This is a genomic window from Sinorhizobium sp. B11, from assembly GCA_039725955.1.
Classification (GTDB): Bacteria; Pseudomonadota; Alphaproteobacteria; order Rhizobiales; family Rhizobiaceae; genus Rhizobium.
Map to the genome: position 1 here is coordinate 981,096 of CP091034.1, position 25,991 is coordinate 1,007,086.

The window sequence follows — 25,991 nt, forward strand, 5'->3', positions numbered from 1 at the left end:
TCAACAAGGAGGGAGCACGCATCCGCGCGCTCCCTCATCTCTGCAGGCCTTACCCAGCCCCTCCCACACTTGCAAAGAACCCTTCAGGACTCTCCACCTCCACGAGCTTATTCCGCTCGATCAGCCAGAAGCGGTTGCCGACCGCGCGCACGAAGCTGCGGTCGTGAGAGACGAGCAGGCAGCTCGCCTCATGCGCCAGCAGTTCGTTTTCCAGCGCTTCCTGACCCTCGATGTCGAGATGGTTCGTTGGCTCGTCGAGCAGGTAGAAGTTCGGCTGCGTCAGCCTGAGCACCAGCATGCCGAGCCGTGCCTTCTGCCCGCCCGAGAGCAGTTTGACCGGCTTGCCCTGCATCTCGATCGTCATGCCGGCGCCGGCAAGCAGTGAGCGCGCCCGCTGGTCGCCGACATCGAAGCGGCGGATGATCGTCTGCAGCGGCGTGTCGGCATCGCTGAGATCGGCAAGCAGCTGATCGCCATAGCCGAGCACCAGCGAGGGCGTGGCCTTGATGCCTGCCTTTGCTGGCTCGGCGATCGCCGCGCGCAGCATGGAGATCAGCCGCGACTTGCCGGCGCCGTTGAGCCCGAGCAGTACGATGCGGTCGCCCTGGCAGATGAACTGCTTTCCCGTGCGGAAGAGCAGCGTGCCGTCAGGCGTGGTGACTTCCGCATCCTCAAGCGTGACCAACACCTTGGCATGCGTGCCGCGATTGGCCAGGCGGATTGCGCCTGCCGAACGCTCCAGATGCGCGGGCTTGGCCGTTTCCTCCAGCTTTTCGGCGCGCTGTTTCAACTGCTTTGTCTTGACCACCAGCAGGTCGCTGCCGGAATTGATGCCGATATTGTTGAGCTTGGCCGCCTGTTTCCGCAACTGCTCGACCGTCTTCATATCCTTCTCGTAGCGCCGCGCATCGGATGCGTCCGCCTCGTCGAGTGCCGCTCTCGCCCGGCTGTAGGGCAGGGAGAAAACCGGCGATTGCTCCGGCCGCAGGAAGAGCGTCCGGTTGGTCGTCGCATCAAGGAAGGCGCGGTCGTGGCTGGAGATGATCACGGGCGTATCGCGCGGCAGCGCGTTTAACCAGTTTTCCACCTGCGCGATCTTTTCGAGATCGAGATGGTTGGTCGGCTCGTCGAGCAACAGCACGTCCGGTTCGTTCACCGAGGTGCGGGCGATCAGTGCCAGCCGCTGCCAGCCGCCGCTGAGCTGCCGGAGCGGCCGCTCGCGCAATTCCTCGGGCACTTCGAGCGATTCCAGCACGACATCCGCACGCCAGCTTTCACCGTCGGCCTGATCGGGAGGAAGGGCGTGAAGCACGGCGTCACGGAAGCTGGCGTCGAGAAGTGCCGGCGGCACATTCTGCTCCACATGGCCGATGGTGAGACCGCGCGCCCTGGTGAGCTCGCCTTCGGTCGGTTCCAGCTTGCCGGTCATCAGGTTGAGCAGGGTGGATTTGCCGCGCCCGTTCGCAGCCACGAGGCCGATCCGGTCGCCGGCATTGACGACGAGATTGAGCTTCGAAAACAGCGGCGCGGAGAGAACGATGCCGAGATTGCGGATATTGATGAGGGTCATGATCGTATCCTGGTCTTGCCAAGCGATCGCGCATATCCGGGGCTTCCAGCCATCGACGGAAAAGCGCGTTATGCTTGGCGGATTATGAAATGCTTGCAGCTTGAACGGCGGGCATTCAGGTGCAGCAGTGCCACTAGGGGCAGACCAGGAAGAGATTTGCGAGAAACGGTCTCTGGTCAGCCCTGCAAACGCATCTGCAGGGCGTTGACTGGGCCACGCTGGCGATGATGCCGGAAATAGATGTTCATGCGCAGCCCTCCTTTCTTTCTCGATTGCACGAGGGAAATACCATTGCTCGCGCCTGGAAACAAGGGATCACGATGGAGATAGCCGCATCGCACTCGCACCCTTTCACACCATGCCGGCAGAAATCAGCCACACCGAAGTCTTCATGTCGCGGCCGCTTTGATCCCGACACAATCGCCTCCTAGCGATGTCAGGCGTCACAGGGAGGCACCGCATGCTCATCGCTCATCTGCCGGCAGGCTATATCCTTGGAACTGCCGCGCGACGCAGGGCACCATCCTCTGCCATCATGGCGGCAGCGCTGATCGGCAGCGTCGCGCCGGATTTCGACATGATCTTTTTCTATGCCTCCGGCGGCCGGGTTCACCACCATGCCTATGTCACGCATTGGCCGCTCTTCTGGCTGGTCGCGGCGGTCCTGGTCCTGCCGTTCCTCAAATGGCTCCGTCCGGACTGGCTCGCCACGGGTTTCGTCTTCTTCGCAGCCGCCATGCTGCATATGGTCATGGATACGATCGCGGCGCCGCTCCTTTGGTTGGCACCTTTCTCCTTTCGTGAGTTCGAGCTGGTTCGGGTCCCCGCAACCCATGCCAGTTGGATCGTGAGCTTCCTGCTTCACTGGACATTCCTGCTGGAAATCTCGATCTGCCTTTCGGCGCTCGCCCTCTTCCTGATACGCCGCCGACGCGCCGAAACCGGTCGACCTGCGGTCTGACCAACATGCGACGGCCTCGCGCCGGTCCCGGAAAAGCTGCATTGAGTTCTGCTGACGGAGGCTTGCCGACGCGGTTGCACAACACCCTGTGATCGTTATAAGCCGCCGTCCAGGGCTGAAGAGACATTCCTGATCGGGGGCGAAATGATGGCAGTTGGTGACGACGACTATGTTTATGACGAGGCGACAGGCGAATGGCGCCCGGCCTCGGAGATCGCTGCAGCCGCGCAGGCTGCATCCGAGGTTCGCGACGCCTCCGGAAACGTGTTGACGGACGGCGATTCCGTCACGCTCATCAAGGACCTGAAGGTAAAGGGCGCCAACCAGACCCTGAAACAGGGCACGGTTATCCGCTCGATCCGTCTGACAGATAATCCCGAAGAGATCGACTGCCGTCACGATACGATCAAGGGCCTTGTCCTGCGCACGGAATTTGTCCGCAAGCGCTGATCAACGCTGGTTGGACAAGAGCGGGCAGCCGTTCTGCGATGCCGGCCGCGCCGGACAGACTTAAAGCGTGGCAGCGGATCCGAGAGATCGCACCACGCTTCAGTCCTACCGCTTCAGGCTTCCCAGGATCCCCCGCACCAGCGCCCGGCCGACCTGCGTCGCCACCGTACGCGCGACGCTCTTCATCGCCGCTTCCATCACCGTTTCGCGCTGGTAGCCGGAACGGCCGCGCGGCTGTGCCTTGTCGTCGTTATCGCTGCCGCCGAAGCCGGGTAGGGTCCAGCCTGATGTCGTGCTGCCCTCCTGCGGCGCCGGCGCTTGTTCCTGCGCCCGCTTGGCCGCGTCGGAATCAGCGGCCTTCTGGGCGCGGGCGGCCAGCATCTCGAAGGCGGATTCACGGTCCACGTCCTCGTCATAGACGCCAAGTACGGGGCTGTGATCCATGACCAGTTGGCGCTCGGCATCCGTCAGCGGTCCGACGCGGGCGGACGGCGGGCGAACGAGTGTACGCTCGACGATCGAGGGTGCGCCCTTGGCTTCAAGCGTCGAGACTAGCGCCTCGCCGGTACCGAGCGTGGTGATGACGGTGGCGCAATCGAAGGCCGGGTTGGGGCGGAAGGTGTCGGCCGCCGTCCTCACCGCCTTCTGCTCGCGCGGCGAATAGGCGCGCAGCGCATGCTGCAGACGGTTGCCGAGCTGGGCGAGCACCGTCTCCGGAACATCGAGCGGGTTCTGCGTCACGAAATAGACGCCGACCCCCTTGGAGCGAATGAGGCGCACGACCTGCTCTACGCGCTCGATCAGCACCTTCGGCGCATCGTTGAAGAGCAGATGCGCCTCGTCGAAGAAGAAGACGAGCTTCGGCTTGTCGGGATCGCCGACTTCCGGCAGTTCCTCGAAAAGCTCGGAAAGCAGCCACAGCAGGAAGGTGGCGTAAAGGCGCGGGTTCATCATCAGCTTGTCGGCGGCAAGCACGGAGATCTGCCCGTAGCCATTGTTTGACGTGCGCATGATGTCGGTGATCTTCAGGGCCGGCTCGCCGAAGAAATGTTCCGCACCCTGCTGTTCCAGCACCAGCAGCGCGCGCTGGATGGAGCCGACCGAAGCCTTGGAAATCAGACCGAACTGGCTGGAAAGCTCTGTGGCATTCTCGCCCATATAGTTGAGCAGCGCAGTAAAATCCTTGAGGTCGAGCAGCGGCAGTCCGGCCTTGTCGGCGATCTTGAAGGCGATGTTGATGACGCCTTCCTGAGGCTCGGAAGCATCCATCAGCCGGGCGAGCAGCAATGGCCCCATCTCGGCGATCGTGGTGCGGACCCGATGACCTTTCTCGCCGAACAGATCCCAGAAGATGACCGGGAACTGCTCGAGTTCGTAATCGTCGAAGCCGATCTGCTCGGCTCGCTTGGTGAGGAAGTCCTTCGCTTCGCCCTTGGCCGCGATACCCGAGAGGTCGCCCTTGATGTCGGCGGCGAAAACCGGGACGCCGGCGCGAGCAAAGCCCTCGGCCAGCACCTGCAGTGTCACCGTCTTGCCGGTGCCGGTGGCACCGGTCACCAGTCCATGACGGTTGCCGAACTTGAGGTCGAGATATTCGCCCTTGTTGATGCTGTCATCAGGATTGCGGCTTGCGCCGATGAAAATCTTGCCGTCCTCGAGCATGTAGAATGTCTCCCTCGGTCGATGCCGCCGCTCAATTCCAGAATATGCGGAGTGCTCTTTCCGCACAGTCATGCAAATATCGTTTCTCTGTTATAAGCAGGCGACAGGAGACGGACAACTGCCTGTGTTAAAACGGAAAGCGGGAGCGGACGCTGACAGGGAGAGCCGCTTGAGTTGCCCTCTCAATTCGATTACGTTGACGTTAACGTCAAAAACAGGAGGCTGACGATGAATGAGATTGTGACTGAAATCGCCAATCGTGTGGGCATTGCGCCTGATCTGGCCGAAAAGGCGCTCGGCATGATGCTCGGCTTCCTGCAGCGCGAAGCGGCCGATGGGCCGGTCACCGAAATGATCGAGAAGATCCCGGGTGCCACCGAACTCGTTGCCCAGTTCAACGGCGAAGGTTCCGGCGGTGGCGGCGGTCTGCTCGGCGGCCTGATGAGCGCGCTCGGCGGTGGCGGCATCATGGGCCTCGGCCAGCAGCTGATGAGCGAGGGTCTCGGCATGAGCGAAATCACCTCGCTCGCCAAGGAAACCATCGCCATCGCCAAGCAATATGCCGGCGAAGAGGTGGTCGATCAGGTGGTTGCCTCGGTTCCCGGCCTGAGCCAGTTCGTTTAACCCGATCCATCATTTCAGTGAGCCCTCGGCATCGTCCGAGGGCTTTTTATTTCAAGCACTTTCCTCGTCCTTCCCCGAGTGTTTCATGACTGGCGCGAGCCCGATCAAGCTGCTATCCGGGCCCGGCGGTCACCCGCCACCCACGCATACTTTTCTCAAGCGCGCAATCGCCTTTTGATATGAGTTCAAACCTTCGGGAACATCGCCCGCTGCATGGAAATTCACGCTCACCCTCCCTAGATTAAATCAAGCCGGATCTTTTACCGACGGCCGGATCGGCTGGAACGATGCATGCTCAAATCTCGTTTCATATCGGCCACATAAGAAGGAATTTGGTCATGCGTACGGTGATTGCAGCAGCCTCGATCATCCTCCTCGGTTTCGCCGCCCCGGTCTTCGCCCAGACCCTCGGCGATATGGATTATTCCGGCCGCTTTGGCGGCATGCCGCCCGGCACCGTGCCGGACGCCAACTCAAACGGCGGCGGCATCTCGATTCCGCTGGATCCCGTTGAAAATGACAATGTCACCGTCGTTATTCCGTCGGAGCGGACAGTCTGCCCGAAACATGGCACGCGCGCTTATCGCAATGCCGAGCGTGACCGCACGCTGGCAGCGGCCTGCCGCTGACGGTCGAGGTGGACCGAGAGCAGGAACGGCTATTTGCCGTTCCTGTGAAGGATAACGCCCAGTTCATGCCACTCGCGGCCGTCGCGCTGGATCAGTTCGTCGGCGCAGGCGGGTCCCATGGTGCCGGGAGTGTAGGGGTCCGGAATGCGATCGTCCTTAGCCCACTCGTCAAGGAAGGGCTGCACCGCCGCCCAGCCGGCCTCGATGCCGTCGGCGCGCTGGAATAGCGTCTGATCGCCGATGAAGAGGTCGTAGAGCAGCGATTCGTAGCCTGTCGTCTTGCCGATATCGAATTTGTCGGCATAGCGGAAATCGAGCGAGACCGGCACTGTGTCGACGGATTGTCCGGGTGACTTGATGGAAATCTCCATGCTCATGCCCTCATCGGGCTGTACCTGGATGACGAGCCTGTTCGGCGGCAGGCGGCGGTTGACCTCCGTCTCGCGAAACTGCGCGAAGGGAACCGGTTGGAAGGTGATGACGATTTCCGTATCGCGCGCCGTCATCGCCTTGCCGGTGCGCAGATAGAAGGGAACGCCGGCCCAGCGCCACGTATCGGCATAGAGCTTTAGCGCCACATAGGTCTCGGTCTTGCTGGTAGGCGAAATGTCCTTCGTATCGCGATAGGCGGGCAAGTCGGTACCATTCAGCGGACCGGCGGCGTAAGCCCCGCGCACGCCATTCGCCTTGGCTTCCTCTGGCGTATAGATGCGCAGCGCCTTCAGCACCTTGCTCTTCTCGTTGCGGATCGCCTCGGCGTCGAAACTGTTCGGCGGCTCCATGGCAATCATCGCCAGAAGCTGGAAGAGATGGTTGGGGATCATGTCGCGCAGCGCGCCGGTTGCGTCGTAGAATTTCCCGCGTGTGCCGACATCGACGATCTCCGAGGCGGTGATCTGCACGTGGTCGATATAGCGGTTGTTCCACAGCGACTCGATCATCATGTTGGCAAAACGCGCCGTCATCAGGTTCTGCACCGTTTCCTTGCCGAGGAAATGATCGAGCCGGTACACTTGGCTTTCTTCGACCTGAGCGAGGATGCGCTCATTCAGGGCACGCGCTGACGCGAGGTCGGTGCCGAACGGCTTTTCGATTGCCACGCGGCGGAAGCAGCCCCCGCTCTCGTCCATCAGCCCGAGACTGGCAAGTTTTTCGACAATCGGCCCGAAGAAGCTCGGCGGTACGGCGAGATAGAAGGCCGCATTGCAGGTCTTGCCAAGCCGCTTGCCGATTTCGAGGAAGATATCGTCCTTGGTGAAATCGCCTTGCAGATAGGCGATGCGCGGTCGCAGGCTCTCCCAGGCTTCGTCCTTCGCGCTTGCCTCCTCGCCTTCGAGATGGGCGAGAAAAGCATCCAGCCGCTGGCGCAGGAATTCATCGTCGCCCGGTTCGATGCCGACGCCGAGGATGTTGAGATCCGTGCCGACGAGGCGGCTGCGTGTGAGATTGATGATGGCCGGCACCAGCAGTCGCCGTGTCAGGTCGCCGGTGGCGCCGAAGATGACGAGAGTGACGGGCGGGGTGGGGTGAGCGTCCATGCGTGTCATCTCCTGCTGAATTGTCCGGCCGAATATAAAGCGCTCCGGCTTTGCCGCAAGCACCTTGCAGCTCAAGGATAACAAGTGTTTGACACGGCGCCATAAGCATATAAAGACATAAAGATATCGTTATGTCATTGGGTGGTGCATGATCGACCTTGTCAGCGCAGGCTTCTTCCTCACGGCTGCTCTTGCTCTTGCTCTTCTCGGTTCGCCCGGACCGGCAATTGCTGCTCTTCTGGCGATCGGCCGCCAGCATGGCATGACGACCGGCCTGCGCTTCTATCTCGGTCTGCAGATCGGTCTGGCGGTTGCGGCCGCAGCTGCTGCTGCCGGCCTGTTGTCATTGATCGCGGCAATCCCCATGGCAATGTTGATCATGACGGTCGCGGCCGCTCTCTATCTGGTCTGGCTATCGTGGAAGATTGCCTCGGCACCGGTCGGCGCTGATCTCTCGGCCGCGCGTCGGCGCGCTTCGCCGACCGTTGCTGGTGGTGTCGTGCTCGGTCTCACCAATCCCAAGGCCTATATCGCCTTCGCCTCGCTGTTTGCCGCCTATCGGCTCTCGCAGGACGGCGCGCTGGACATGCAGGCCAAATGGGTGCTCTGCGTCCTCGTCATGATTATCGTCGACATTTTCTGGCTGTGGCTGGGTGTCGTCTTGGGCAAGATGCGGCTTGAGCCGTCGAGCGAAAGGATCCTCAACATCTGCTTCGGCCTCGTCATCCTTGCGACGGCTGTCCTGTCGCTGGCCGAGCTTGCTGTCTCCTGAAAGAAAACGGCCATTGCGGAAGGTTCTTCCGCAATGGCCGTCTTTGAACGTTGGTCGCCTTATGCCTTGGAGGCGGACTTGTCGGTGGTCGTATCGGTGGCCGGCTTCGAACCGGTGCTGTCGGTTGCCGGCTTGTCGCCGGTACCATTGGCGGGCTTGGTCTCGGACTTCGCCGGCCATGTGATGTAGTAGTTCTGCGAGCCAACCTGGCCGAAATAGACTTCGTTGCCGGTGCCCTTCTCGATGAAGCTGCCGTTTTCGCTTCTGACAAGGCGGCCATGCGAATCGCGCTGCAGATGGTCACGCAGGAAGTCGTTCCAATCGTCGGTCTTGATGTCGGTGCCCTTCTTCTGGTCGACATCGGCCTCCTTGGGATCGGTCACGTCCCAGGCTTTGATCGAAACGCCCTGGGTCGGATCGGTGACCGTCAGCTGGCCCTTCTTGAAGGCGGCAAGCATGGCGGCCTCCTGGCTACCCGCGCCCTTGGCGTCGGCCGCGGCCGTCATGTTCTGGCGCAGCAGCGCCATGAAGGAGGCGGTGGTGATATCGGTGCTGGCAATAGTATTGCCGGCTGCGTCTGTCGATCCGGCCTTGCCGGCATTGATCTTGTCGAGCATGACCGAGAGCGCCGAGCGGGTCTGTGAGGGCAGGCTGGAATAATCGTGGTCGGTCGTGCTGCTGCTGGAGCTGCTCTCTGAAGAGCCGCCCTTGATCACCTGCAGCGCGATCTGCGCAGTCTGCAGCCTGATGTTGGAAACAGAAGAAACCATCTCAAAATCTCTTTGTCGGTCCTCGCGCGCAATGCGCAAAGGCGTTTAACGGATAGCGATCAGCGTCGATGACGCCGGCAAAAGCACGTCTGGATTGAGAAACCCCAAGACCGATCGCTACACTTCAAACTTTGCGTGTGGCTTGCGAAATGACGACAAAACGATGCCGGCAGCGATGGATGAATCGCTGCCGGCGCCAGAGAAATCAGGATTTGCCGGTCAGGCCTTCACGGCCACCATGAAGAGACGCGGGAATTTCAACAGCACCTTGCCGTCGGCCGCCTTTGGATAGACCCTGTCGACGCGTTGCAGATAGTCGGCCAGAAACGCCTCGCGATGCTCTTCGCCGGCATGGTCGAGATAGGGGCGAAGACCCGTTCCCTTGACCCATTCGACGATGGCAGCCGCGTTGTCCATCGGATGATTGTAGATCGTATGCCAGATGTCGACCCGCGACGACTTGGCGATCAGCCGGCTGTAATAGGTCGAAGGAGGTGGCAGCACGTTGCGACGTACGCTCTTCTTCTCGAAGGCACCCTTCCACGGGCCGGCATGCGCCGTCTCCTCCATCATCAGATGGCTCGGCTCGCCGAGATTGTCGGGCATCTGCACGGCAAGCACGCCGCCCGGCGCCAGCCCGTCCATCAGCCGGTCGAAAATATCGAGATGGTCGGGCAGCCATTGGAAAACGGCATTGGCAAACAAAAGGTCCGCCGGTTCCGACGGCTGCCAGGTGGACAGATTCGCCTCGACGAAAGCCGTACCCGGGAGCCGTTTGCGAGCGGCCTCGAGCATGTTCAAATCGCTGTCGAGGCCGGAAACATTTGCCGCCCCATAGCGGTCGATGATCAGCTCTGTCGAATTGCCCGGCCCGCAGCCGAGATCGACCGCGTGGCGCAACTCCGTCAGCGGCACCTGCGCCAGCAGGTCGCGCGCCGGGCGGGTGCGTTCATCCTCGAATTTCACATATTGGCTGGCTGACCATGCCATCATCGTCTCTCCTCATGGCGGGCAGCGTCCTACGACGCGGCGGATGCAAATTTTGTCTATGTCGCCGCCAACAGCGTGATTATCTCGAACGCTAGACCGGCCCGGTGGGAAAAGGAATGTGTTTAACGTCGGCGTGGTGTCCCGACGGTCTCTTTGCCCGCAACTGCGGCGCATTTGACCTATGCCGCCAGGATCGTGATCCCGTGGGCGTTTGCAGCCGCCCGCATGCGCGCCACCGTCTCCGGCGACGGGCTGCCCTGCGGCTGTTCGGTGACACCTTCGGTCTCGATGAATTCGGCCATCTCGCGATCGACGATGGCAGAAAAGACCGCAGGCACGGTTCCGTTGTTGGAATAGCCGTGCACCATGAAGGGGGCGATGGTGACGATGTCGCCCGCGCTTGCCTGGATCTCTTCCGGCCCGGTATCGGTCAGCCGCCAGATCGTCAGCGTGCCCTCGATGATCCGGAAGACTTCCGGGCTTGCATGGGCGTGACGCGGCGTCTTACCGCCGGGCGCAACCGTCATGTCGAAGATGTTCAGCCAATTGCCGGTGAGGCGAGCCCGTCGCTCGACCTTGTCGCCCAGCACGAAGAAGCTTCTTGCCTCCGTCCGGGCATCTGTTTTCACAAATGAGTTGGACATGGTGTCTCTTTCTTTTTCTTGCGGGGCGGTCCGATAGACCTTCGCGGTCGTTTTGGCAACCGCCGCAAAATCGGGGGAGGGGCGAAGAACAAGCGACTTTGCGCGCTTTCAGGCTCCGAAGCCGACCGCGATCATATCGGTATGGCTTCCCCGCAGCGCAAGTGCGACAGGTTGGCCGTCGTCTTTTCTGTAATATCGGCGACACAGAAGAGGCGCATAGAACGCGCCGATCCTTCCCTGCCAATCCGGCATACCATCAGCGGAGCACCCCCATGTCTTCTCTTCCCATCGTCGGCGCCGCCATGACGATCAACGAACTCGAAAACCATCGTGACTGGCTCTTCGAAAAGTCTCGTGATCTCGAACTGCAGAGCTTCATCAATGCAGATGTTCTGAATGGCGATTGGACCCCGCGCGCCGATCACGTCAGGAAGCTGCTCGACGGCTACAAGGGCCGCGTCGGCATCCATGGCCCGTTCTGGGGATTCGTCATCGCCTCGCAGGATCCGGATATCCGCGCCGTCGTCTCCCGCCGTATGCTGCAGGGCCTCGATGTCTGCGCTGCGATCGGCGGCACGCATATGGTCGTCCACAGCCCCTATACGACGTGGGGCTACAACAATCTCGACAACAATCCCGGCGAGCGCGAAAGCATCATCGATTACTGCCATCAGACGATGCGCGATGCGGTGAAGCGCGCCGAGGAAATCGGCTGCACCCTCGTCATCGAGAACATCGAAGACAAGGACCCGCATATCCGCGTGGCTTTGGCCGAGAGCTTCAACTCACCGGCCGTCGCCGTCTCGATCGACACCGGCCATGCCCACTATGCCCACGGCTCCACCGGCGCCCCGCCTGTGGATTATTACGTCCATGCCGCCGGCAACCGCCTCGGCCATGTGCACCTGCAGGATGCCGATGGTTATGCCGACCGCCACTGGGCGCTGGGCGAAGGCACGGTCAACTGGCGTGCGATCTTCGCTGCCCTTGCCAAGGTCGAAAGCAACCCGCGCCTGATCATCGAGATCAAGGACAAGTCGAAGATCATCGCTTCGGCTGAATACCTGGCTTCGATCGGCGTCGCCCAGTAACGGAGACAGGCGGCGGGCTGTTCATCCCGCCGCCGTCCGCTTTCAGGCAGGCGCATCCTTCGACCGGCGCGTGAAGGCAACGGGCAGGCAGAGCACATAGAAACCTGCGCCCAGGACCCAGACAAGCCCCGGGAAAACATCGCGCGAAGCGAAGTAGATGGTGCTGATCGCCAGCGGCCCGATGATCGAGGCAAGGCTGGTCATGCTCGCAAGCAGCCCCTGCGCACGTCCCTGATGATCGCTGTCGACGCGCCCTGTCACCAGAGACTGCAGGGCGGGCGCCCCGATGCCGCCGAGGCAGAAGAGCGGCATCAGCAGGAAGGCCATCCAGCCCTCTGTCACCAGCGCGATGATGATATAGGCGGCGCTGTCGGCGACGATGCCGATCAGGAGCGCACGGTGCTCCCCCCATCTTTCGCTGATCGGCCCCGCGATGAAGGCCTGCACGACGGCATGGAAGAAGCCGAAAGCGGCGAGCGAGAGACCGACCATCATCGGCGACCATGAAAATTTGTCCTGTCCATAGAGCACCCAGATCGTGCCGCCGACCTCGCCGACAAGCGCAAGGACGAAATAGGCGCCGGCGAGGGGCAGCAGCAGCCGGTAGCCCAGCAGCCAGCGGAAATGCGCCAGCGGCGAAAACTCGTGGCTCTCGGCTTCTGCACCGGTTCTGCGCGTCTCCGGCAGAAGGAAGAAAGCCATCAGCAGGTTGGCTGCATTGAGCCCTGCAGCGGCGATGAAGGGCAGCCGCACGGACAACTCACCCAACACGCCGCCGATCGCCGGTCCGGCGATGAAGCCGATGCCGAAGCAGGCGCTGAGCTGGCCGAAGCGGCGCGTGCGCTCGGCATCTTCGGTAATGTCGGTCACGCAGGCGGCAGCGACCGCATTGCTGGCACCGGTAATGCCGGCGATCGCCCGGCCGATGAAGAGCAGCCAGAGCGATGGAGCAACGGCCATGAACACGTAGTCGAACGCCGCCCCGCCAAGCGACAGCATCAGCACCGGCTTGCGGCCGAACCGGTCCGACAGCGACCCGAGCACCGGAGAGAAGATGAACTGCATCAGCGCATAAAGCGCCAGAAAGGCACCGAATCGCCATCCGAGATTGTCGGTATGGCCGACATCCTCCAGGAGCCGCGGAAAGATCGGCAGGGTCAGCCCGATGCCGGCCGCATCGAGGATGACGGTGGCATAGATGACGGTGAGCGCCTTTTTCATGGGATTACCCGAAAATTTATCACTGATAAGTTCCTTATCGCTGATAAATTGAAATGGCAACAGGGAATGGAAACAGGATGAAGGTGGATCGGGCGCAGATCGTCGACGAAGCGCTGAAGCTCTTGAACGAGGTGGGCATCGATGCCCTCTCCACACGGCTGCTCGCCGATCGGCTGAATGTGCGCCAGCCCGCGCTTTACTGGCATTTCAAGAGCAAGCGGGCGCTGATTGAAGCCATGGCCGAGGAGATCATGGCGCGCGGACACACCCACGACTGGCCGGTCGTGCCTGAGAACTGGCGGGACTTCATGCTCGAAAACACCCGTGATTTCCGTCGCACGCTCTTGAGCTATCGCGATGGCGGCCGCGTGCATGCCGGCACGGAAACCAGTCCGCAGGACCTTCCCAATGTCGAAGCCCATATCGCTGTCCTCGTGGGAGCGGGCATGGAAGCGGAATTCGCCATGGAACTGCTCGTTGCCCTTGCCCGCTACACGGTCGGCTGCGTCATCGAGGAACAGACAGAACCGCCGCCGGAGCAGGAAAAGCTCGACGCTGCCGCAGCCGATTTCCCGCTCACACACCGGGCAATTGTGCATTACCGCACATCCGGCCACGAAGCTTTCTTCGAAGCCGGGCTGCAGATGATGATCGATGGCGCTGAACGGCGGCTCGCAGAACGCGCCTGATGCTCAGTCGCGCATTGCCCAGCGAATCCCGGCGGCGACAGACAGTCCCAGCATCGGCCAGATCGCCCAGAATGTCCCGTGCCATGTCAGCATGTTGATGGCGACGATTCCAACGCCGATGACGGCAAGCGCGGCGACGCGCTGGTCGAAACGGTCCTGCATGCGCACCCATATCATCGCCGCGACGAAGGCGAAGGCGAGCAGCGGCCATACAGCCCAGAACTCCCCCTCCCAGGTGGCAATATTGATGATTAGGATCATGGCGCCAATGACAGCCAGAATGCCGCCAAGCTTGCGCAGCCTGCCGCGCGGTGCCACCGATCGTGGTTTCGGCATCTCGACAGGCCGTTCGGGAGCGGCCGCCGGCTTCTGTGGCTCCGGACCGACAGCGCCGATGCGAACGGCATAGCTTGGCACCGCGTCGGCGATATTCTTCATCTCCAAGGCCCCCAGGAAATCAAATCCGACCGCCACCTTGTTGCGCACCTGGTCATAGACGGTGTTGGAGATCACGATCCCTCCGGCCGGCGCGGAGGCCTGCAGGCGGGCTGCGATATTGACGCCGTCGCCGTAGATATCCTCACCTTCGACAATGACATCGCCGAGATTGATGCCGATACGGAAGAGCATGCGTCCGTCCATCGGTCGTGCCGCATTCTTGCCGGCAAGCTCGTTCTGGACGTCGATTGCCGCCCGGACCGCCTCGACAACGCTCGGAAAGTCGGCAAGCAACCCGTCGCCCCAGGTGTTGACCACGCGCCCGCCATGGGAGGCGATCAGGCGCGACATGGCATCGCGATAGTGCTTGAGCATGGCGAGCGTGCCTTCCTCGTCCTCGCCCATCATGCGCGTATAGTCCTGCACGTCGGCTGCAAAGATCGTTGTCAGCTTGCGTTGTGTCTCGCTCATGAAGTCCCCCATCGCCGCCGGCATATCGCTGGCTTCGTCACTCTATAGATGGGATCGCAACCTTTGGTTCGGTAGCCCGACGGCACGGGCCATCGTTTTGCGACCGCCTAAAACTGCGTAATCACACTGATGCCGGTGCCCTCGGCCCTGTCGAGCGTCATCAGCGCCGGTACTGCCTCTTCAAGGCTGATGCGTCTGCCGATCAGTTTCTGTGGCGCGATCTTGCCGGCAGCGAGCATGGACATCATCGCATCATAACGCCAGGCCTGCATGCCGTGGCTGCCGTAGATTTCCAGCTCATGGCCGATCACCTGCGCCATCGGAATCTGCGGTGTGGAATGCTCGCCGAGCATCAGCCCCACCTGCACATGCCGGCCGCGCCGGCGCAGGTTCTTGATCGAATTGAAGCAGGTGACAGGGTGGCCGAGCGCATCGATGGAAACATGCGCGCCGCCCTTGGTGATCTCACGCACCGCTTCGGCCACGTCGCCGACCGCGGAAGCATTGATCGTGGCGACAGCCCCGCATTCGCGCGCAAAGGCAAGCTTCTCCACGGAAATATCGACGGCGATCGCATTGGCCCCCAGTGCACTGGCGATCATGATCGCCGAAAGCCCGACGCCACCGCAACCGTGCACGGCGATCCATTCGCCCGGGCCGGTGCGCGCCTGGTCGGCGACAGCGCGGAAGGAGGTGGCGAAGCGGCAGCCAAGGCTCGCCGCGGTGGCATCGTCCACGCTTTCTGGCAGATGCACCAGATTGGTGTCGGCATAGTCGATCCCGACATATTCGGCGAATGAACCCCAATGGGTAAAGCCCGGCTGAAACTGGTTGGGGCAGACCTGCTGGTTGCCGGAATGGCATTCGCCGCAATGGCCGCAGCCGGAAACGAAGGGCACCGTCACCCGGTCGCCGACCTTGAAGCGTACGACGCCCTTGCCGGTCGCGACGATCTTGCCCGCAAGCTCGTGGCCCGGCACATGCGGCAGACGGATATCCGGGTCATGGCCCATCCAGCCGTGCCAGTCGCTGCGGCAGAGGCCGGTCGCGCCGACCTCGATGACCACGCCGTCTTCCGAAGGCGTCGGGTCCGGCACGGTGCGGATCTCAGGCGCCTGTTCGAAGGCTTCGTAATACATGGCTTTCATCTGTTCATCTCCTTGTCCGCCCGCGCCTTTCCGCCTGCCATGATGGCACGCGGCAGTGGCATCCATCCAGTCGGCCTTTCATCATTTTCCTTTATGCACCCATCGTTTTAGCACCATCAAACGCGCATCAATATTTCAATCGTAACGCGGTCTCCGGCATTTTCTTGCGTCGATGTTTCAACCGTCAATTTGCGCTTGACCGCCCCCGGCAGTGAGGATTTTGCTTTGCCGACTTCAGGAGGAGAGCTGAAATGCGCGTCGATACGTCACCCCGCACGACCACATGGACCTATGTCGACGGAGAATGGATTGCCGGCAACCCGCCGCTGATCGGGCCGACTTCGCATGCCATGTGGCTCGGCTCCACGGTCTTCGACGGCGCCCGCTGGTTCGACGGCATTGCGCCCGATCTCGACCTGCATTGCCAGCGCGTCAACCGCTCTGCAGTCGCCATGGGTCTGAAGCCACTCAAGACTGCCGAAGAGATCGAGGCGCTGACTTGGGAAGGGGTCAAGAAGTTCGATGGCAAGACGCCGATCTATATCAAGCCGATGTATTGGGGCGAGCATGGTTCGCCGGGCAGCGTCGTGACTGTCGACGGTGAATCGACGCGTTTTGCACTTTGCCTTTTCGAAGCGGCAATGGGCGGCCATGGCGGCTCATCGCTCACCGTATCTCCCTATCGTCGCCCGACACCGGAAACCGCGATGACCGACGCCAAGGCGGGCTCGCTCTATCCGAACAGCGGTCGGGCAATTGCCGAAGCGAAAAGCCGCGGCTTCGACAATGCGCTGATGCGCGACACGAACGGCAATGTCGTGGAAACCGCCTCGTCGAACATCTTCATGGTCAAGGACGGGGTGATCCTGACGCCTGTCGCCAACCGTACCTTCCTTGCCGGCATTACCCGGCAGCGCATTCTCGGCCTTCTGCACAAGGCCGGCTTCGACGTGCGCGAGGCGACGCTCTCGGTCGACGATTTCATGGGTGCCGACGAGATTTTCACGACCGGCAACTATTCCAAGGTGGTGGGCGTCAACAGGCTCGACGGCCGCAACTTCCAGGAAGGTCCGGTCACCCGCAAGGCGCTGGAACTCTACATGGATTGGGCCTACGGCCGCTCCGCGAGTGATGAGTAGCAAGCTGCGCTGCCGCGCCGTGCTGCAATTGATCCAGTGAATCAATGGCAGCAGCGAACGCCCTAAGGCATGCGAAGGGCCTGCGGTACGGCGCGGTTCACCTACCTCACCCTGTACAACTCAGCCCCGTCAGGGAAGCCCTTCAACCGATGGCTTCCCGCCGAAACCGCATCCTCCGGCTTCACCGCCTCGTAAAACGCCTCCGACATCAGCAACTGTTCCCCAAGCTCGCTGCATGCGCCCTGGATGCGGCTCACAAGATTGACGTCCCCGCCGATCAGCGTGAAATCCAGTCGCCGGCCGGAGCCGATATTGCCGTAGCTGACCTCTCCATGATGCAGCGCGATGCCGGCCTTGGCGCCGATGCCGTCATATTTGAACCCATCGAGCGCTTCGAGGATCGCCCGTGCCGCCGAAAGCGCTGCATTGCAGGTACGCGTCGCATCATATCCGGGGAAGAAGGCGAGCACCGCATCGCCCATGAACTTCAGCACTTCGCCGCCTTCGTGCGTAATCGCCGGAATGACCCGGTCGAAATAGGCGTTCAGCAACCCGAGCACCGTCTCGCCCGGCAGCCTGTTCGAGAGTTCGGTAAAACCTCTGAGGTCGCAGAGCAGGAGGGCCGCCTGCATGGATTCGATTTCGCCCTGGCGGATGCGGCCGGCCAGGATGCGGCTCGCCGTCAACGGGCCGATATAGGTGTCGAGCAGGCTGAGTTCGACCTGGCGCAGGATACGGAGTTCGCTGGTATTGCGCAGCGCCGGGATTATGCGTTCGATCACCTGCATTTCCGATGATGTGAAACCGCCCGGCCGCTTGGTGCCGAAGATCGCGGCGCTGACCGGGCCATCGGCATTGCAGAGCGGAGCGATCATCAGCTGCACCAGAGCGCGTCCGGCAAAGACATCGATATGCTGCCAGCGGCCATGCGGGCTCTGGCCCGGACCGACGACGAGCATTTCGCGGCTTTCGAAAACCTTCTGAAGCGGCGTGTTGGCAATGGCCAGCCGCGTTCCGTGCTCGCGGTCATGGATCTCCACCGGTTCGCCTGGCGCCCAGGCGATGGTGCGACCGATATATTCCGGATGCAGCGTCATGAGATGCAATGTCAGCCGGTCGACCGGAACGCCGAGTGCACGCAGGCGGCGGCCAAGGCCAGAGACAAGGCCGACCTCGTCGAGGGCATGGCATTCGTCGCCGGTCAGCCATTCGATGAGGCCGAGCACCGCCGTCGTGTTGAGACTGCCGGCAGGCGCCCTGGTTTCAACGGCATAGTCGATGTCGAGAAGATTGTTCATGGGTGTTCTCCTCCTTGGGAGCGGGGGCGCTCAGTGAGCGCCGCCGCCGGAGACTTGGCCGGGTTTCTTGAGGAGCAGGGTGGCAAGCAGGGCCACCACAAGGGCGACGCCGAGCAGGAAGAAGGTGTCGCTGAAAGCCATGATATTGGCCTGCTTGCGCAGCTTCAGCGCGATGGCAACGACTGCCTTGTGAGTGGCAAGCGCCTGATCGGTGACGCCATGGTTCATGAAGTAAGCGGTCATCCTGGCGACACGGTCGCGGGTGGCTTCCTCGAAGACCGAGACCGAGTTGGTCAGGATATTCGAATGGAACTGCTCGCGCTTCGACAGGAAGGTCTGCAGCGAGGCAATGCCGACGGCACCGCCGAGGTTGCGCATCATGTTGAAGAGCGCGGAAGCCGAGCCGGCATTCTCCGGCTCTATGCCTGCCGTGGCGATCGCCGAGAGCGGCGTGAAGACCAGCGCCTGACCGACGGCACGCACGACATTCGGCCAGAAGAGCTGATCGCTCGCATAATCGCCTGTCATATGCACGTTCATGAAGTTCGAGACGGCAAAGAGCGCAAAGCCGACGATGATCAGCAGGCGAATATCGAACCGCTTCATCAGGCGCGGCACCAGCGGAATCAGCAGGAGCTGCGGGATGCCGGTCCAGGCAAGCACAAAGCCGATCTGCTCGGAGTTGTAGCCCTGGATGCGGGCCAGGTAGATCGGCAACACGAAGACCGAGCCATAGAGCGCGATACCCAGCAGGAAATTCGCAAGGATGCCGAAGCCGAAATTACGGCGGGCAAACAGCCGCAGGTTCAGGAGCGGATGGGCGACTTTCAGTTCGATGATGAGAAAGAGCGTCAGCGAGACGGCCGCGATGATCGAGAGGCGGACGATGAACTCCGAGCCGAACCAGTCTTCCTTGTTGCCTTCTTCGAGCACGGTCTGAAGCGCGGCAAGACCGATCGCCATGGTGATGATGCCGGGCCAGTCACCCTTGGCGAGCAGGCCGAGGTTCATCGGCGCACGGTCGAGCGAAGCCCAGAGCATGCCGACCATCAGGGCGCCGGGAACGAGGTTGATATAGAAGATATATTCCCAGCCCCAGTTTTCGGTGAAATAGCCGCCGATGGTCGGGCCGATCGCCGGCGCAAAGGTTGCCGAGAGCGCAAAGAGCGCGAGGCCGATCGGCTGCTTGGGCTTGGGCAGCAGCGTGATGATGATGGTGAAGGCCATCGGGATCAGCACGCCGCCGGTAAAGCCCTGGATGGCGCGCAGGATGATCATCTGCTGCAGGTTGACAGCGAAGGCGCAGGCGACCGAGAAGACCAGGAAGAGGATGGCGTTGACCAGCAGATAGTTGCGGACCGAAAAGACCCGGGCAAGCCATGCGCTGAGCGGAATGACGACGATCTCGGCAATCAGATAGGAGGTCGAGATCCAGCCACCATCGTCGGTGCCGGCGCCGATAGCGCCCTGGATATCGGCCAGCGAAGCATTGACGATCTGGATGTTGAGGATCGCCATGAAGGCGCCGAGCGTGGAGCCGACGACCGCGGTCCACATGCGAAGCGGGCTCATGACGGGTTTGGCGGCAGGGGCGATCGCAGCGGCAGGGCGCGCGACCGAATTGCTGTTTGCGGCGATCTGAAGCGTAGCCATGACTTATCTCCTTCCGGCTCTGCGGAACTGTCTCATGACGCTGTTCGGGTGATAATTGAGAAAGGAATGGAAGGATCATCCAGCAGGGGTGGATAATCCTTCCGCCGCGGCCGCGGAGGTCTGGGCGGCCTTGGTATCGATGTCGGGGATCACGGACATGCCCGAGCGCAGCAGGCCGGCAAGGCGTTCGTCGTCGATGACGATCTTGACCGGGATGCGCTGGACGATCTTGGTGAAGTTGCCGGTGGCGTTGTCCGGTGGCAGCAGCGAGAATTCGAGGCCGCTGGCCGGCGAAACGCTGTCGACATGGCCCTTGATCGCAACATCGGGGAAGCTGTCGACCTTGATCTCGACCATCTGGCCGGGGCGCACAAAGGTCAGCTGCGTTTCCTTGAAGTTAGCGATCACATAGACCGCATGCAGCGGCACGACCGCCATCAGCTGCGTGCCCGAGGTGACATACTGGCCGACGCGGATCGAGCGGGCGCCGACCGTGCCGTCAACGGCGGCGACGATTTCCGTGTAGGAAAGATTGAGCTCCGCCTGGCTGGCGGCAGCAACGGCGCGGTCGCGCTGGGCAAGCAGCTGTTCACGCTGGGTCTGCAGCACCGGCACCTTGTTCTCGGCGGCGACGACAGCAGCCTGATCGCGCTCGACTGCAGCGGCAGCCTGATCCTTCAGCGACTGGCTCTGTTCGGCGCGGGATTGCGTTCCGGCACCATTGGTAATCAGCCGGCCGGCACGGGCCGCATCGGACTGGGCGAAGGCAAGCGAAGCCTGCGAGGCATCGAGTGTTGCATGGGCCTGTTCGATGATCGACTGCTGCAGCGAGATCTGCGCGTCGAGATTGGTAACGGCAGCCTCGGCTGCTTTCACATCGGCCTTGGCCTGGGAGAGCGCTGCCTGAAAATCACGGTCGTCGATGCGGGCGAGAACCTGTCCGGCCTTGACCGTGTCATTGTCGTTGACGAGCACCTGCTTGATATAGCCGGCGACCTTCGGGGCGACCGTCGTATAGTCGGCCTTCACATAGGCATCGTCGGTGGATTCGATGAAACGGCCGACGGTCCAGTAATGGTGACCGAAATCACCGGCGAAGGCGGCGCCGGCGAGCAGGGCTGCGGCGATCACGGCGCGCTTGAAGAACTTGCGGCCATTCTTCTTCGGGGTCTCCACGGCCGCTGCCGCTGCAGCCATCGCTTCGGCGGCGGGGGCGCTTTCGGCCGGTTGGACGGTCTTGAAAGCTTCGTTGCGGGGCAGTTCAACCATTGTCCTTCTCCATTCGTCTTTGCTTCGTTCGTGCGAAGCCCTGTTCGATGAGTGGAAGATGGACCCAGCAGTGCTTTCTGATAATCTGCTGTTTTCGGGAAGGATCATCAACTCTCAGCGGATAATCGAGGAGCGATATGGATCGGCTGACCAGTCTCACAGTCTTCGGTCGGGTGGTGGAGTGTGGCGGCTTTTCCGCTGCCGCGCGGCGCCTCAACATGTCCGTCACCATGGTGGGCAACCATGTGCAATCATTGGAAGATCGCCTCGGCGTGCGGCTCCTGAACCGCACCACGCGCAAGGTAAGCCTGACCGAGACCGGCAAATATTATTACGAGCGCTCGTCGCAGATCCTGGCAGATCTCGAAGAGGCGGATCGTGCTGCGGGTGCCCTGAGTTCGACGCCACGCGGCACGCTGAGATTCTACACCAGCAGCGCCATCGTCCGTTTCCTGCTGCCCGTCATCAACGAGTTCATGACGCTCTATCCTGCCGTCCAGATCGATTTCAACATCGGCGAGCGCGCGGTGGACATGATCGAGGACGGATATGATCTGGTGATCCGCACGACGCCATCGCCGGATTCGAGCCTCGTTGCGCGCAAGCTGACGCCCTGGCGGCATTTTCTCGTCTGCTCACCCGACTATCTGAAGACCCACGCCATGCCGACGACGCCGGCCGAGGTCGCCGAGCACAATTGCCTGCAATATGCATACTATCCCTTCGGTGAGGAATGGCGTTTCGAGGATGCCGAGGGGCGGCAGGAAAGCGTCAAGGTGGGCGGAAGCATCATTTCCAACAGCGCCGAGACGCTGCGCTATCTGGTGCTGAACGGGCAGGGCATCTTCCTCGCGCCGAGCTTCGTCGTATTCGAGGATCTGGAGGCCGGTCGCCTCGTGCGGATGATGCCGGACTATCGCGGCGTCGAGATCCATATCAACGCCGTCTATCCGAACCGCAGCCATCTGCCGACCAAGGTGCGGTTGTTCCTGGATATGCTTGTGGAGCGGTTCGCCGAGCACCGCAAATGGATGGCGTGATAAAGCATCCGTTGGGACTGTTTATCCCATCGAACGCTGTCCGGGATCATCTCAGGCGACTTGCAGGACGATCTTGCCCTTTGCATGCGGGCGTTTGCCCTCCAGCATCTCATGCGCCGTGATTGCCGCATCGAGTGGCAGCACATCGCCGACATTCGTTTCGAGTTCGCCGGCATCGACCATCGCAGCGATGTCACGGAGCTCCTTCGTCGTGACATTGACGAGGAAGAAGAGCGCTTCGACGCCTTTGGCCTTGGCAAGCTCCTGATCCGGCCGCGAGACGGCCGAAATCAGCCTGCCACTGCGCTTCAACACCGCGAAGGAACGGGTCTGCGTCTCACCGCCGACAAGATCGATGACGGCATCGACATCGTGAGCGAAATCCTCGAAGTGCTGGCTGCGGAAGTCGACGACCACATCGGCGCCGAGCCGCTTGACGGTGTCGATATCGCCGCCGCTGGCCGTCGCGATCACGTTCAGCCCGGCCTTGTGGGCGAATTGCACGGCATAGGCGCCGACATTGCCGGCCGCGCCATGGATGAGGGCGGTTTGTCCGGCGGTAAGTTTGGCTTGGTCGAACAGCGCCTGCTTTGCCGTAACAGCGATAACGGGGATCGAGGCAGCTTCGACATGGCCGATGCTTTCGGGCTTTGCAGCAATCATCCCGGCGACTGCAATCGCATATTGCGCATAGGCGTCGATGAAGCGGGGATTGGTAACGCCATAGACGGCATCGCCGCGGGCCACGTGCGTAACACCTTCGCCGACCGCTTCGATCGTGCCCGAGAGATCGGAACCGAGTGTCAGCGGCAAGGGCTGGGGCAGGGCGCTGTTGCCGGATCGGATCCAGCCATCCCAGGGGCCGACACCGGCCGCATGCACCTTGATCAGAACCTCTTCCTTACCGGGCGCGGGGATCTCGACCTGCTCCTGAATGATAGCTTCCGGCGGTCCGAACGCGTGGACCCTGCAGGCTTTCATGGTTTTACCTGTCTTCGCGACATTCTCCGCTAAGGTGGTCATTGTTCGCTCCTTTGTTTGACCGGGCTACCGGTTTCGATGGAGTGAAGATGCCGCCATCGAAGGCTTTCGATAATCCATGCTGTTCGGGAAGGATTATCAACCATCAAAGGATAATCCGGTCCGGCGGCGCTTCCTGCCGGACCGGCATTCTATCACGGCCGGACCGGAGAGCCGACATATCCGGCGGACTGGATATAGGCGATGGGCGCAAAGAAATTGCCGCCGGCATTGAAGGCCATAAGCCCTTCCTCGCTCAATGCCGCCTGTACGGCCGGGCGGGCAGCGACGCGCTTCATGAAGGCAGGAAGAGCTGGAAAAAGATCGAGATCGATCGCAATCCAGGGCGACCAGTTGAGGCAGACGAAGAGATAGGCATCCGCGACCGTGAAATTCTCGCCGGTGAGATAAGGGCCGGCAAGCCTTCCGTTGATCCAGCCGAGGCGCTTCTGAACGACCGCACGCATCGCCTCATGCACGGTAGCGTAATCAGCATTGAAGAGCATCACCATCGGCTTGTGCAGCTCCGATGTGATGAAGTTCAGCAGGGATTGCACCTGATTGCGGCCGAAGCTACCGATCTCGGGCAGCATGCGTCTTCCATCAGGAGCGCTGTCTGCAAGAAACTGCACGATCGCCGGCCCCTCCGTCAGTACCTTGCCATCATCGAGCATAAGCGCCGGCACATAGCCGTTGCCATTGATGGCGAGATAGTCCTCGCCGTTGCTGGTGCGATGTGTCTTTCGATCGACCGTGATGAGCTCGATATCGATACCGAGCTCCTGGCAGACAATATGCGGCGAGAGCGAACAGGCGGCCGCGTGCATATAGAGCTTCATGTTTTTCTCCTCCTGCGACGGTGCGAGGCCGTCTGCATCAATCCGTTGGACATTTGTACTATTTCGCATAAAATTCCCTTGGTCAATTATTTTATGCGAAATGGTACAAAATGAGCGAGAAGAAGCGCGGGCGTCCACGGGCTTTCGATGCGAAGGTGACCTTGCAGAAGGCAAGGGAGGTCTTCTGGGATCGGGGTTTTGCCGGTACGTCGCTGGATACGTTGAGCGCCGCCACTCAGCTCAATCGCCCGAGCCTCTATGGCGCCTTTGGAGACAAGGAAGACCTCTATCTCGATGCACTCGAGGGCTATCGCGCCGAGAGTATGGATGTGCTTGCCGATGCGCTCGACCCATCGCTGCCGCTGCGCGAAAACCTCGCACGTGTCTATCAACGGGCTCTGGAGATCTATCTTCACGGCGAAACAGCCGCGCGGGGCTGTTTTCTCATCGGAACCGCAACAGCCGAGGCGATCCAGCATGAACGCGTCCGGGAAGTATTGAGCCGCAGCCTGGATGATTTCGACGGCGAGATCGAAAAGCGCCTGAAGCTCGCGTTAGAGCGGCGCGAGTTGCCGGATGGAGGCGACCCTCACACTCTTGCAAGGCTCGCCTCCGCCGTCATGCATTCGCTGGCCGTCCGCGCTCGCGCCGGCGACAGTCGCGAGACGCTGGAGGCCCTGGCACAGTCCGGCGTCGACATGATTTGCGGCAAAGCCTGAACCTCAGGCTTCCTCGCTCTTCGTGCGCACCAGCCATGTGAAGGCCGCACCCGCAAGAAGCAGGACGCAGGTGCCGAGAAAGACTGCCGGCATGCCGATATGCCCGCCGACAAAGCCGCCGAGAACGGGCCCGGCGACCTGTCCCACATATTGCGAAGAGATGGACAGGCCCAGAATACTGCCGGCGGCACTATCAGGCACACTATGCCGGATGACCGCGGTGATGCAGGGCAACAGCCCGCCAAGCGCCAGTCCCATCAGGAAGCGCAGGCCGATCAGTTGCCATGAGGCGTTCACGAAGGCCTGCGGAATGAGCAGCAGCCCCGCGATCGCGAGCGCGCCGGCAATGACCGGCCAATGACCGATCCGGTCGGCAAGCTTCCCGAGCCGCGAGGCAGACAGAATGCTGCCCAGCGCTGCCGCCGACATGACGATGCCGGAAATCATCGTTACCTGGCCCTGGTCGGGCACGATTTGCGCCACATAGACGGTGATGATCGGCTCGATCGACATATTGGCGAGCATCAGCAGCAGCCCGGTTGCCAGCATTGCGACGACCGGCCGCTTGTCGGGAATGGATTTCCAGCCGCCGGATGCCTTGGCCGCCTGTTTGCGGGCCGCCGACTTCTCTTCCTTGATCAGGAAGGTCGTCGCCAGGAAGGCGAAGAAGATCATGCCGCCGGCCGCCAGAAACGTGCCACGGATGCCGATGATAGGCGGCAGCGCCCCGCCGATCAGAGGACCGACGAGATTGCCGGCCATGATGCCTGACGAGAGCACGCCGAGCGCCCAGGCGGACCGGTCTTTCGGCGTCTGTGTCGCCACCAGCACCATCGAGCCGGATGCATAACCGCCGGCCAGGCCGACGAAAAGGCGCAGCGCCACGAGTTGCCAGACGCTGCCGGCCATGCCCATCAGCGATATGGCGATCGTCATGCCGAGGCTGGCGCGCACCAGCATAAGCTTGCGTCCGTAGATGTCGCCGAGCCGGCCCCAGATCGGCGCCACGCAGGCGGCAGCAAGGAAGGTCGCGCCATAGGCGATGCCCGACCACTGCACGATCGCCGCATGGTTACTCACGCCGAGCTCCTCCACATAAAGCGGAAGGAACGGAAGCAGCAGCGTCATCGCCACAATGGTCGTGAACGAGCCAAGCAGCGAGATGACGAGGTTGCGTTTCCAGTAGGCGGAGCCGGGCGCCACCTTCGCGGCGTCCCATTGCGTATCGGTCATTGCGGATCTTCTTCGGTACTGTCTGGCTACGCCAAGATGAAGCTATCCTCACTTTACGCACCGCCCCGCGGCCTGCCAAGGACGGATTCCGCCCGATCCGACCTGCCCCCGGC

Annotated in this window: 25 protein-coding genes; 10 read left to right on the forward strand and 15 right to left on the reverse strand. The window is 61.7% G+C overall.

The genetic code is table 11. The features are described 5' to 3' along the window. Nucleotides 1-49: 49 nt before the first annotated feature. A complete protein-coding gene (locus LVY75_14610; protein XAZ24438.1) occupies nucleotides 50-1,570 on the reverse strand; it encodes an ATP-binding cassette domain-containing protein in 1,521 nt (506 codons plus the stop codon). Nucleotides 1,571-2,030: 460 nt separating this feature from the next. Here LVY75_14610 and LVY75_14615 point away from each other — a divergent pair, with 460 nt between their 5' ends. Next, the gene (locus LVY75_14615) at nucleotides 2,031-2,531 is read left to right on the forward strand and encodes a metal-dependent hydrolase (GenBank protein ID XAZ24439.1); all 501 of its coding nucleotides are present in this window, start codon (nucleotides 2,031-2,033) and stop codon (nucleotides 2,529-2,531) included. Between the two features lie 147 nt (nucleotides 2,532-2,678). Beyond that, the gene (locus tag LVY75_14620; GenBank protein ID XAZ25723.1) at nucleotides 2,679-2,981 is read left to right on the forward strand and encodes an alkylphosphonate utilization protein; all 303 of its coding nucleotides are present in this window, start codon (nucleotides 2,679-2,681) and stop codon (nucleotides 2,979-2,981) included. 105 nt (nucleotides 2,982-3,086) lie between these two features. Here LVY75_14620 and LVY75_14625 read toward each other — a convergent pair whose 3' ends face one another. Beyond that, the gene (locus LVY75_14625; GenBank protein ID XAZ24440.1) at nucleotides 3,087-4,643 is read right to left on the reverse strand and encodes a DUF853 domain-containing protein; all 1,557 of its coding nucleotides are present in this window, start codon (nucleotides 4,641-4,643) and stop codon (nucleotides 3,087-3,089) included. Nucleotides 4,644-4,871: 228 nt separating this feature from the next. Here LVY75_14625 and LVY75_14630 point away from each other — a divergent pair, with 228 nt between their 5' ends. Next, complete coding sequence (locus LVY75_14630) at nucleotides 4,872-5,267, forward strand: hypothetical protein (protein XAZ24441.1); 396 nt, start codon at nucleotides 4,872-4,874, stop codon at nucleotides 5,265-5,267. A gap of 338 nt (nucleotides 5,268-5,605) precedes the next feature. Beyond that, nucleotides 5,606-5,896, forward strand: coding sequence for a hypothetical protein (locus LVY75_14635; GenBank protein ID XAZ24442.1), 291 nt, complete (start codon nucleotides 5,606-5,608; stop codon nucleotides 5,894-5,896). Between the two features lie 29 nt (nucleotides 5,897-5,925). Here LVY75_14635 and zwf read toward each other — a convergent pair whose 3' ends face one another. After that, nucleotides 5,926-7,434, reverse strand: a complete 1,509-nt coding sequence (gene zwf, locus LVY75_14640) for a glucose-6-phosphate dehydrogenase (GenBank protein XAZ24443.1) — start codon at nucleotides 7,432-7,434, stop codon at nucleotides 5,926-5,928. A gap of 148 nt (nucleotides 7,435-7,582) precedes the next feature. On the opposite strand from zwf, the gene LVY75_14645 reads away from it, so the two are divergent. Then, on the forward strand, nucleotides 7,583-8,206 hold the full coding sequence (locus LVY75_14645) for a LysE family transporter (protein ID XAZ24444.1): 624 nt from the start codon (nucleotides 7,583-7,585) through the stop codon (nucleotides 8,204-8,206). Between the two features lie 59 nt (nucleotides 8,207-8,265). Here the strand turns inward: LVY75_14645 and LVY75_14650 are convergent, their stop codons facing one another. The 3 genes from LVY75_14650 to LVY75_14660 all read right to left on the reverse strand — a co-directional run bounded on the left by LVY75_14650 (nucleotide 8,266) and on the right by LVY75_14660 (nucleotide 10,610). Further along, on the reverse strand, nucleotides 8,266-8,976 hold the full coding sequence (locus LVY75_14650) for a hypothetical protein (GenBank protein XAZ24445.1): 711 nt from the start codon (nucleotides 8,974-8,976) through the stop codon (nucleotides 8,266-8,268). A gap of 219 nt (nucleotides 8,977-9,195) precedes the next feature. Further along, entirely contained in the window at nucleotides 9,196-9,966 is a 771-nt protein-coding gene (tam, locus tag LVY75_14655) for a trans-aconitate 2-methyltransferase (GenBank protein ID XAZ25724.1), read from the reverse strand. Nucleotides 9,967-10,145: 179 nt separating this feature from the next. Next, nucleotides 10,146-10,610, reverse strand: coding sequence for a cupin domain-containing protein (locus LVY75_14660; protein XAZ24446.1), 465 nt, complete (start codon nucleotides 10,608-10,610; stop codon nucleotides 10,146-10,148). 272 nt (nucleotides 10,611-10,882) lie between these two features. On the opposite strand from LVY75_14660, the gene LVY75_14665 reads away from it, so the two are divergent. Beyond that, the gene (locus LVY75_14665; GenBank protein XAZ24447.1) at nucleotides 10,883-11,701 is read left to right on the forward strand and encodes a sugar phosphate isomerase/epimerase; all 819 of its coding nucleotides are present in this window, start codon (nucleotides 10,883-10,885) and stop codon (nucleotides 11,699-11,701) included. Between the two features lie 42 nt (nucleotides 11,702-11,743). Here the strand turns inward: LVY75_14665 and tet are convergent, their stop codons facing one another. Continuing rightward, nucleotides 11,744-12,922: a Tet(A)/Tet(B)/Tet(C) family tetracycline efflux MFS transporter gene (tet, locus tag LVY75_14670; GenBank protein XAZ24448.1), complete on the reverse strand. Its 1,179-nt coding sequence runs from the start codon at nucleotides 12,920-12,922 to the stop codon at nucleotides 11,744-11,746. Between the two features lie 77 nt (nucleotides 12,923-12,999). Here tet and tetR point away from each other — a divergent pair, with 77 nt between their 5' ends. Beyond that, nucleotides 13,000-13,611: a tetracycline resistance transcriptional repressor TetR gene (gene tetR / locus LVY75_14675; GenBank protein XAZ24449.1), complete on the forward strand. Its 612-nt coding sequence runs from the start codon at nucleotides 13,000-13,002 to the stop codon at nucleotides 13,609-13,611. Between the two features lie 3 nt (nucleotides 13,612-13,614). On the opposite strand, the gene LVY75_14680 is transcribed toward tetR, so the two are convergent. Continuing rightward, nucleotides 13,615-14,520 (reverse strand): adenylate/guanylate cyclase domain-containing protein, encoded by a 906-nt coding sequence (locus tag LVY75_14680; GenBank protein ID XAZ24450.1) that lies wholly within the window; start codon nucleotides 14,518-14,520, stop codon nucleotides 13,615-13,617. Between the two features lie 107 nt (nucleotides 14,521-14,627). Continuing rightward, nucleotides 14,628-15,668, reverse strand: a complete 1,041-nt coding sequence (locus LVY75_14685; GenBank protein ID XAZ24451.1) for a zinc-dependent alcohol dehydrogenase family protein — start codon at nucleotides 15,666-15,668, stop codon at nucleotides 14,628-14,630. Nucleotides 15,669-15,919: 251 nt separating this feature from the next. Between LVY75_14685 and LVY75_14690 the strand changes: the two genes are divergently transcribed. Continuing rightward, nucleotides 15,920-16,807 (forward strand): branched-chain amino acid aminotransferase, encoded by an 888-nt coding sequence (locus tag LVY75_14690; protein ID XAZ24452.1) that lies wholly within the window; start codon nucleotides 15,920-15,922, stop codon nucleotides 16,805-16,807. A 101-nt stretch (nucleotides 16,808-16,908) separates the two neighbouring features. Here the strand turns inward: LVY75_14690 and LVY75_14695 are convergent, their stop codons facing one another. The 3 genes from LVY75_14695 to LVY75_14705 form a co-directional block, all read right to left on the reverse strand. Next, nucleotides 16,909-18,105 carry an adenylate/guanylate cyclase domain-containing protein gene (locus LVY75_14695; GenBank protein XAZ24453.1) on the reverse strand — a complete coding sequence of 399 codons (1,197 nt, stop codon included), beginning with the start codon at nucleotides 18,103-18,105 and terminating at the stop codon, nucleotides 16,909-16,911. Between the two features lie 30 nt (nucleotides 18,106-18,135). Next, nucleotides 18,136-19,758, reverse strand: coding sequence for a multidrug efflux MFS transporter (locus LVY75_14700; GenBank protein XAZ24454.1), 1,623 nt, complete (start codon nucleotides 19,756-19,758; stop codon nucleotides 18,136-18,138). 75 nt (nucleotides 19,759-19,833) lie between these two features. Beyond that, complete coding sequence (locus LVY75_14705) at nucleotides 19,834-21,027, reverse strand: HlyD family secretion protein (GenBank protein XAZ24455.1); 1,194 nt, start codon at nucleotides 21,025-21,027, stop codon at nucleotides 19,834-19,836. Between the two features lie 137 nt (nucleotides 21,028-21,164). Between LVY75_14705 and LVY75_14710 the strand changes: the two genes are divergently transcribed. Beyond that, nucleotides 21,165-22,067 carry a LysR family transcriptional regulator gene (locus LVY75_14710; GenBank protein XAZ24456.1) on the forward strand — a complete coding sequence of 301 codons (903 nt, stop codon included), beginning with the start codon at nucleotides 21,165-21,167 and terminating at the stop codon, nucleotides 22,065-22,067. Between the two features lie 51 nt (nucleotides 22,068-22,118). Here LVY75_14710 and LVY75_14715 read toward each other — a convergent pair whose 3' ends face one another. Beyond that, nucleotides 22,119-23,090 (reverse strand): NADP-dependent oxidoreductase, encoded by a 972-nt coding sequence (locus LVY75_14715; GenBank protein XAZ24457.1) that lies wholly within the window; start codon nucleotides 23,088-23,090, stop codon nucleotides 22,119-22,121. Nucleotides 23,091-23,242: 152 nt separating this feature from the next. Beyond that, entirely contained in the window at nucleotides 23,243-23,926 is a 684-nt protein-coding gene (gene gstA / locus LVY75_14720; GenBank protein XAZ24458.1) for a glutathione transferase GstA, read from the reverse strand. A 110-nt stretch (nucleotides 23,927-24,036) separates the two neighbouring features. Between gstA and LVY75_14725 the strand changes: the two genes are divergently transcribed. Next, on the forward strand, nucleotides 24,037-24,645 hold the full coding sequence (locus LVY75_14725) for a TetR/AcrR family transcriptional regulator (GenBank protein XAZ24459.1): 609 nt from the start codon (nucleotides 24,037-24,039) through the stop codon (nucleotides 24,643-24,645). Nucleotides 24,646-24,648: 3 nt separating this feature from the next. On the opposite strand, the gene LVY75_14730 is transcribed toward LVY75_14725, so the two are convergent. Then, nucleotides 24,649-25,878: an MFS transporter gene (locus LVY75_14730; protein XAZ24460.1), complete on the reverse strand. Its 1,230-nt coding sequence runs from the start codon at nucleotides 25,876-25,878 to the stop codon at nucleotides 24,649-24,651. Between the last annotated feature and the right edge of the window lie 113 nt (nucleotides 25,879-25,991).

Bases quoted from the DNA above. Each gene is read 5' to 3' on its own strand.
- LVY75_14610 (XAZ24438.1), bottom strand. From the start codon at position 1,570: ATGACCCTCATCAATATCCGCAATCTCGGCATCGTTCTCTCCGCGCCG.
- LVY75_14615 (XAZ24439.1), top strand. From the start codon at position 2,031: ATGCTCATCGCTCATCTGCCGGCAGGCTATATCCTTGGAACTGCCGCG.
- LVY75_14620 (XAZ25723.1), top strand. From the start codon at position 2,679: ATGGCAGTTGGTGACGACGACTATGTTTATGACGAGGCGACAGGCGAA.
- LVY75_14625 (XAZ24440.1), bottom strand. From the start codon at position 4,643: ATGCTCGAGGACGGCAAGATTTTCATCGGCGCAAGCCGCAATCCTGAT.
- LVY75_14630 (XAZ24441.1), top strand. From the start codon at position 4,872: ATGAATGAGATTGTGACTGAAATCGCCAATCGTGTGGGCATTGCGCCT.
- LVY75_14635 (XAZ24442.1), top strand. From the start codon at position 5,606: ATGCGTACGGTGATTGCAGCAGCCTCGATCATCCTCCTCGGTTTCGCC.
- zwf (XAZ24443.1), bottom strand. From the start codon at position 7,434: ATGGACGCTCACCCCACCCCGCCCGTCACTCTCGTCATCTTCGGCGCC.
- LVY75_14645 (XAZ24444.1), top strand. From the start codon at position 7,583: ATGATCGACCTTGTCAGCGCAGGCTTCTTCCTCACGGCTGCTCTTGCT.
- LVY75_14650 (XAZ24445.1), bottom strand. From the start codon at position 8,976: ATGGTTTCTTCTGTTTCCAACATCAGGCTGCAGACTGCGCAGATCGCG.
- tam (XAZ25724.1), bottom strand. From the start codon at position 9,966: ATGGCATGGTCAGCCAGCCAATATGTGAAATTCGAGGATGAACGCACC.
- LVY75_14660 (XAZ24446.1), bottom strand. From the start codon at position 10,610: ATGTCCAACTCATTTGTGAAAACAGATGCCCGGACGGAGGCAAGAAGC.
- LVY75_14665 (XAZ24447.1), top strand. From the start codon at position 10,883: ATGTCTTCTCTTCCCATCGTCGGCGCCGCCATGACGATCAACGAACTC.
- tet (XAZ24448.1), bottom strand. From the start codon at position 12,922: ATGAAAAAGGCGCTCACCGTCATCTATGCCACCGTCATCCTCGATGCG.
- tetR (XAZ24449.1), top strand. From the start codon at position 13,000: ATGAAGGTGGATCGGGCGCAGATCGTCGACGAAGCGCTGAAGCTCTTG.
- LVY75_14680 (XAZ24450.1), bottom strand. From the start codon at position 14,520: ATGAGCGAGACACAACGCAAGCTGACAACGATCTTTGCAGCCGACGTG.
- LVY75_14685 (XAZ24451.1), bottom strand. From the start codon at position 15,668: ATGAAAGCCATGTATTACGAAGCCTTCGAACAGGCGCCTGAGATCCGC.
- LVY75_14690 (XAZ24452.1), top strand. From the start codon at position 15,920: ATGCGCGTCGATACGTCACCCCGCACGACCACATGGACCTATGTCGAC.
- LVY75_14695 (XAZ24453.1), bottom strand. From the start codon at position 18,105: ATGAACAATCTTCTCGACATCGACTATGCCGTTGAAACCAGGGCGCCT.
- LVY75_14700 (XAZ24454.1), bottom strand. From the start codon at position 19,758: ATGGCTACGCTTCAGATCGCCGCAAACAGCAATTCGGTCGCGCGCCCT.
- LVY75_14705 (XAZ24455.1), bottom strand. From the start codon at position 21,027: ATGGTTGAACTGCCCCGCAACGAAGCTTTCAAGACCGTCCAACCGGCC.
- LVY75_14710 (XAZ24456.1), top strand. From the start codon at position 21,165: ATGGATCGGCTGACCAGTCTCACAGTCTTCGGTCGGGTGGTGGAGTGT.
- LVY75_14715 (XAZ24457.1), bottom strand. From the start codon at position 23,090: ATGACCACCTTAGCGGAGAATGTCGCGAAGACAGGTAAAACCATGAAA.
- gstA (XAZ24458.1), bottom strand. From the start codon at position 23,926: ATGAAGCTCTATATGCACGCGGCCGCCTGTTCGCTCTCGCCGCATATT.
- LVY75_14725 (XAZ24459.1), top strand. From the start codon at position 24,037: ATGAGCGAGAAGAAGCGCGGGCGTCCACGGGCTTTCGATGCGAAGGTG.
- LVY75_14730 (XAZ24460.1), bottom strand. From the start codon at position 25,878: ATGACCGATACGCAATGGGACGCCGCGAAGGTGGCGCCCGGCTCCGCC.